Genomic DNA, 6,208 nt, shown 5'->3' with positions numbered 1-6,208 from the left:
CTCATATTGTGTAATGTTTCACTGGACTTGTCAGTAATATCCTCAGGCACATGGACAACATACCTGGTGTTCTTCATCAGTTAGTATGCCGTCCCTGATAGTAATGACCCTGTCTGCCCGTTTTGCAAGCTCAGAGTTATGAGTGACCACAATAAGCGTAAGCCCTTTGTCTCTGAGATCTCTGAAGAGGTCATAGATCTTTTCTGAACTTGCTGAATCAAGATTACCGGTTGGCTCGTCGGCAAGGATGATCTGTGGATCATTCATCAGGGCACGACCGATGGCAACACGTTGCATCTCGCCACCTGAAAGCTGGTATGGAAGGTGGTCTCCCCGGTGAGCAAGTCCAAGCATTTCAAGGATCGATTCGGTCTTTTTTGGATCTGGTTTCTTCCTACTGAAGAGGAGGGGAAGTTCCAGATTTTCCCTGGCTGTCATCGTCGGAATAAGGAAGAACTGCTGAAATACAAATCCGATGGTGTCCCGTCTTACTACTACCCGCTGTTTCTCCTTCAGATGAGTCACATCGGATCCATGTACTTTCACGGTCCCACCAGATGGATTATCCAGAAGTCCCAGGATATTTAAGAGGCCGGTCTTTCCAGATCCTGAAGGACCGACGATGGAGAGAAATTCCCCTGTTTTTACTGAAAGGGTCACCCCTTTTAGGGCATGAACCTCTTCACTGCCTCGGTGGTATACCTTGGTAAGATCACGGGCTTCAATCAGGTTCATTCAAACTCACTCCTGATGGCTTCCATTGGACTGAGTCTTGAAGATCTGAATGCAGGGTATAATCCACATATCAGACCCAGCACAACTGAGAAGAGTAGGCATTCCCCTATCAGAACCGGATCAGCAGTTATCAGGCTTCCAACCGGTGCATACGGAATATTTGATCTGACAAACTTCTCAATCATACCAGCACCCACAAACGATCCATAGACTCCCAGAATTCCACCGGCAGTGGTCACAATGATGGTCTCTATCATGACCATGATCCCGATATCAACACCAGATGCCCCGATTGCTTTCATCATCCCGAATTCGCGGGTCCTCTCATGCACTGACATCAGGAGTGTGTTCATGATACCAAATGCACTGATCACTATTGCTACCGCAATAAGCGAAAAGAGCAATGTACGTGCCGATCCCACCAGGTTCATGATAGTCCCTGAAATCTGTGACATGGTGACGACCTGTGTGTCAGGTATCTTCTCTATCTCATCAGATACAGAAGCAACCTCTTTGGGATCTTTCACAAGCACTGCTATTGTGTTGATCTTGCCTTCTTTCTTGAAGATCCTCTGGGCTTCATCGATAGGCAGGAAATGCGACTGGTCATCCTGTCCTCCGGTCCGCTCAAGTATCCCGACGATGATAAACTGTTCCTTTGCCTGACCGACCGGCATCGAATCGCCAACCCTGGCATTCATCTGTTCAGCAAGACCTGCTCCGATCACCATGACCTTCTTCTCATCGTCTGTGAAGAACCGCCCCTGAACTTTCCACCAGGGTTTGATCTTCTGCATCTCAGCACTCTCGATACCATACACCACATGAGATGTCCCGTTATCGGTAAATTGTTGCAAAAGCATTGGAGTTGCTATCTCAACACCAGTGGTGCTCCGGATCGTCTGCAGATTAGATTCATTGAGATACTTTGGAATTACTCCTCCATGCATGACAAGGCTTGCAGCCTCATATGGACACCCTTTTGGAACTGCGAGAAGACTTACTCCGAGACTGTTCATCTCGCCGGAGAGTTGCCTTTCATAGCCGGCATTGAATGATAACAGAGAGTAGAGGACTGCAATAGCGATGGCCACCCCCACTATGGTCAGCAGAGTTCGCATCCTCCTTCTGCTCAGATTCTTAATCGCCAGGGTCCAGAAGTTCATGGGTAGGTTTTCCCATCCAGACTAACGCTGCTTCCGACAAGTGCGAGATCATTATCCTTGATTATGACATTTCCGATAACTGTTACTTTTTTGCCCATCGCCGGGGGAATTACAAAGTTATTCGGTTTCAGATTGACATAGAGGTCGCCGTTATCATCTGACATTATAAACCAGCAGCCAGATCCACATTGTGAGGTGATCTTCCCTTCTACGCTGACTGGTTTTTCTGTATATTTATCAGCACTGCTAAGCAGGTTGCTGATACTTACTTTTTCTGGTGCAACAGCAGTCTGGTTTCCTGACTGGTCTGCAAAACATCCGACAACGCTGATCGCAATGATAATGAGAACTCCTGTAATGATTGCTTTTGAATTCATGATTTCTCCGTGATTGAGTGAATAAGCGGTAATTCCATGACCGACTGGTTTCCTGCCGATGTGGAATGTTTGTTTATCACTCTGATATGAATCAGATTCAGTCTGTGTTAATAAATCAATTCTCACAAGTACAGCTACATATTCAGGATATGTTTGAATTGTGGTGAATTTCCAGACTCTGGGTACTCTTCTGTAAGAACCTACAATATGGATTTTCACCAATGTGATTATGAGTGAATGTGTGTGTCTGATGATCTCATTGAATTATTTGGAAAATTTTCTCTCGCACTTGGAAAAATCGAACAGTGTAAGGAGTTTGTCTTTCTTATCCCTGAAGTACGCACGAATATGGTATATGCCAAAAAGGATGCAGCAACCAGGGATGATGTCCTCGCAGTAGACGGAAGAATTACGGTGGTGCGTGGAATGCCGTATGCTGCCGGGCGTCCCAGGCTGGGTGCATCAAGTCATATGGCCCGGCTTATCATTGAGCTTGCCAAATTTGACTCGTCTTATCGAGCAGGAATAGACTTCATGAACAATCCTGCGTTTGCTGAATGGCTGAAACAGTATTGTGCTGAAAAAGGATGGATCTTCTCAGTAATTGACCGCAGTAATGAACCTGAAGAGGTAAAAGAGAAAGAGTGCGGTTCTATGCCCTGGAAGGTAGCAGAAGCAGTTCGTGCCTGTGGGGGAGTTGCTCCCAAAATGTTTTATGAAACCGGAGCGGTTGGAAAAGAACCAGTCACTGTTCTGGTGGGGAGAGATCCTATCGAAGTTGTGGAGCAGGTTATCGAGATTGCAAAAAGATATACCGCTAAATTATCATCACAGTCAGGGGTATAATGGCCGGCACCGGACAGAAGATTGGAAAGATAGATGTCGGGATCTTCAACTCATTTCTTCAGCATCGGCTGGGCGCCTCTGATTCATCAGTACTTGTTCCACCCCGTACCGGGATCGATGCAGGGGTAATCTCTCTTGGTAACGGGGAAGTCCTCATTGTGGCAGAAGATCCGATATTTGCAATACCAGGCCAGCCTCTTGAGATGTTTGGGTGGTATACTGTCCACATTGGTGCAAGCGATGTGGCAGTAATGGGAGTCAGCCCCCGATATATGACTTATTCCCTGTTACTTCCACCTGACACCTCTGATGATGATCTGAAAGTAATTGTAAATTCAATTCATGAGGCTGCAAAAGAGCTTGGTATTGCGATTGTAGGTGGTCATACTGGGTATTATCCCGGTTTTGCAGCACCAACGATTGGGGGTGTAACGGTATTTGCAATTGCTAAGGAGGACTCGTATGTTACTCCGGCAGGAGCACAGCCCGGAGATGTGGTTATTCTTACCAAAGGTCCGGCAATTGAAACGGCTGGCATCTTATCAGTCCTCCGTGAGAAGGATCTTCTAGAGCACTATGAGCCCGATCTTGTGAAGCGAGCACAGGCCCTCTGCAGCCAGATGAGCGTAGTCAGGGATGCCATGACTGCTATAAAGGCCGGAGGTGTGACCGGGATGCATGATGCCACTGAAGGAGGGGTTATTGGAGGATTATTTGAGATTGCGGATGCAAGTGGTGTCGGTATGGATATCGATGAGTCACTGTTTGTGTACCCGCCTGAAGTCCGTATGGTATGTGATCATTTTGGAATAGATCCAATCAAGGCCATTGCTGAAGGTTCTCTTCTCATCACGGCTCATAAAGAATATTCAGATAGTATCCTTACATCTCTTGCAGAAATTGGTATTGTTGGATCAGTGATTGGAATGGTTACCAGCAATCCAGAAAACCGCATGATAACACGGCTGGATGACACAATAGTCCCCTTGGAAGTTCCAGCCCAGGATCCCTTCTGGCCGGTTTTTTTTGAGAGTGTCTCCTGATTATATCTGTCAGCCTTTGTTCTCCCTTTTTTTGGTATCTATTTTTTCTTCGTTGTAAATCATTGATATCGACCTCGGTTGCGTCTTTCCTATGGTAGACACACCACAAGATATATGTAGATTTATTTGCATATTGAGTGGTCAGTCTAGACTGTTCACTCTACTGATTCTCTACCTTAGCCAAGGAGATGTGACCATATGCAATACCGGCAAGTCCCAAAAAATGGTGATTCCCTATCTGTACTCGGGTTTGGAGCGATGCGGCTTCCGACCAGAAGAGGGCGGATAGATGAAGAGCGTGCATCCCGTCAGATTCGAAGTGCAATAGATGCAGGTGTCAATTATATCGATACTGCATTTATGTATGGAGAGAGCGAGCGAATTTTAGGAGATGTTCTTAAGGACGGGTACAGGGAGAAAGTAAAACTTGCAACCAAACTCCCCCCGTGGCACCTGACAAAGCCTGAAGATATGGAAACCATCCTGAATGATCAGTTGAAAAAACTTCAGACCGATCATATCGATTACTATCTTCTCCACTCTCTTGACGCAAACAACTGGAAGAAACTCCTTGACTTTGGTGTGTTTGAATTTTTAGAGAAGGCAAAGGCAGCGGGAAAGATCATCAATATTGGTTTCTCATTTCATGGCGATCGAAAAACATTCAAAGAGATCATCGACTCCTATGATTGGGTATTCTGCCAGATCCAGTACAACTTTATTGATGAGAATACTCAGGCAGGCAAAGACGGGCTTTTGTATGCTGCTTCGAAAAATATTGCAGTTATTGTCATGGAACCTCTCCGGGGAGGAATGCTTACACAAAAAATCCCTGATGATGCTAAAAAGATTTACACAAGTGCAAAAATAAAGCGATCACCTGCAGAATGGGCTTTGAGATGGGTTTTAAATCATCCCGAAGTAACGGTAGTCCTTTCGGGAATGAATGATGAATTACATATTGCAGAGAATATCACCACCTGTGAGGATGCCTTCGCCGGGGTGATGACACCTGATGAACTGTCTATTGTGGAAGAAGTGAAAGGGATATACCTACGGCTAATGAAGGTAGGCTGCACCGGTTGTGCCTATTGCATGCCATGTCCTTTTGGTGTAAATATCCCTCAGTGCCTCTCATTTTACAATCAATATCATATGGCTGGAAACCGGATGATGACAAGAGGGATGTATGGGATCCAGCTTATGGGAGGATTGGGAGGAACACCTGCCCATGCATCTCTCTGCAGAAATTGCGGGAAGTGTGTCTCGCTCTGCCCCCAGCATATCCCTATCCCTGATGAACTGAAAAAAGCTTCAAAAAATCTTGATGGTCTGCGAACCAGGGCATTGATTCCGATAATCAGGATGATTTTTTCCAGAAGAAAGATCAATGATTGATCAAGGAAAACGTCTAACTCCCTGTAAATAACTGTCAAATGTTGAATTCGTGAAAGCATGAAACCAGTATCTGAAGATTCAGTATCAGGAGATCAAACCCCCCTTCTATTAGGAAAGCGGGAGATAATCCTGCATGTGGCCCTTCGGCTCTTCACCAGTCAGGGTTTTCATGCAACTCCTACATCACAGATCAGCAGGGAGGCGGGAATTTCAACAGGGACGCTCTTCCATTACTTCCCTGATAAAAATAGCCTCTTTGAACAACTTTATCTCTCAATTAAGAAAGATATGGCTCAAGCAGTCAGGGACTGTGATGATCCTAACCTGGATCCAAGGACCAGGCTTGAGCAGTGCTTTCAGGGTTTTGTCACCTGGGGTACTTCAAACCATGAGAAATTCCTCTTTGTTGAGCAATTCTATCATTCTCCTAGTATCTCTGAAGAAGTAAAACGTGAGGCACATGCTGAATTTGCCTGGATGAATGAGATAACAGAGGACGCAATTGCACGAGGGATGATCCGGGATCTTCCTCATGAGTTCTATTTTGTCATGGTGTCCCAGATTTTGTTTGGTGTGGTCAAACTTATCTCGACCGGGGAAACCGGTTTGTCTTCAGAAGAACTGGTCAGTCTCGGTCTCGATC

Annotated in this window: 7 protein-coding genes; 4 read left to right on the top strand and 3 right to left on the bottom strand. The window is 45.7% G+C overall.

From position 1 onward, the window contains the following. Window positions 1–42: 42 nt before the first annotated feature. From VN429_RS05220 to VN429_RS05210, 3 genes are read right to left on the bottom strand one after another with little or no spacing between them, the layout of a single operon-like run. A complete protein-coding gene (locus tag VN429_RS05220; protein ID WP_325630552.1) occupies window positions 43–735 on the bottom strand; it encodes an ABC transporter ATP-binding protein in 693 nt (230 codons plus the stop codon). Beyond that, window positions 732–1,856: an ABC transporter permease gene (locus tag VN429_RS05215; protein WP_325630550.1), complete on the bottom strand. Its 1,125-nt coding sequence runs from the start codon at window positions 1,854–1,856 to the stop codon at window positions 732–734. Before VN429_RS05215 ends, VN429_RS05220 begins: the two co-directional genes overlap by 4 nt. Window positions 1,857–1,897: 41 nt before the next feature. Then, complete coding sequence (locus VN429_RS05210) at window positions 1,898–2,278, bottom strand: hypothetical protein (RefSeq protein WP_325630548.1); 381 nt, start codon at window positions 2,276–2,278, stop codon at window positions 1,898–1,900. 243 nt (window positions 2,279–2,521) lie between these two features. Between VN429_RS05210 and VN429_RS05205 the strand changes: the two genes are divergently transcribed. From VN429_RS05205 to VN429_RS05190, 4 genes are all read left to right on the top strand, one after another. Continuing rightward, window positions 2,522–3,124 carry a thiamine-phosphate synthase family protein gene (locus VN429_RS05205; RefSeq protein WP_325630543.1) on the top strand — a complete coding sequence of 201 codons (603 nt, stop codon included), beginning with the start codon at window positions 2,522–2,524 and terminating at the stop codon, window positions 3,122–3,124. Further along, on the top strand, window positions 3,124–4,167 hold the full coding sequence (locus tag VN429_RS05200) for an AIR synthase family protein (RefSeq protein WP_325630539.1): 1,044 nt from the start codon (window positions 3,124–3,126) through the stop codon (window positions 4,165–4,167). Before VN429_RS05205 ends, VN429_RS05200 begins: the two co-directional genes overlap by 1 nt. Window positions 4,168–4,365: 198 nt before the next feature. After that, window positions 4,366–5,565 carry an aldo/keto reductase gene (locus tag VN429_RS05195; protein ID WP_325630537.1) on the top strand — a complete coding sequence of 400 codons (1,200 nt, stop codon included), beginning with the start codon at window positions 4,366–4,368 and terminating at the stop codon, window positions 5,563–5,565. Window positions 5,566–5,622: 57 nt separating this feature from the next. Beyond that, window positions 5,623–6,208: TetR/AcrR family transcriptional regulator (locus VN429_RS05190; protein ID WP_325630534.1), on the top strand; the 586-nt coding region annotated here is incomplete at its 3' end.

Source organism: Methanospirillum sp. (genome assembly GCF_035560735.1).
Classification (GTDB): domain Archaea; phylum Halobacteriota; class Methanomicrobia; order Methanomicrobiales; family Methanospirillaceae; genus Methanospirillum.
This window is presented reverse-complemented; position numbering and strand designations above follow the sequence as displayed.

What these genes read in the sequence shown, in the direction of transcription:
- VN429_RS05215 (WP_325630550.1), bottom strand. Translation starts at nt 1,856, where the DNA reads ATGCGAACTCTGCTGACCATAGTGGGGGTGGCCATCGCTATTGCAGTC.
- VN429_RS05200 (WP_325630539.1), top strand. Translation starts at nt 3,124, where the DNA reads ATGGCCGGCACCGGACAGAAGATTGGAAAGATAGATGTCGGGATCTTC.
- VN429_RS05220 (WP_325630552.1), bottom strand. Translation starts at nt 735, where the DNA reads ATGAACCTGATTGAAGCCCGTGATCTTACCAAGGTATACCACCGAGGC.
- VN429_RS05210 (WP_325630548.1), bottom strand. Translation starts at nt 2,278, where the DNA reads ATGAATTCAAAAGCAATCATTACAGGAGTTCTCATTATCATTGCGATC.
- VN429_RS05195 (WP_325630537.1), top strand. Translation starts at nt 4,366, where the DNA reads ATGCAATACCGGCAAGTCCCAAAAAATGGTGATTCCCTATCTGTACTC.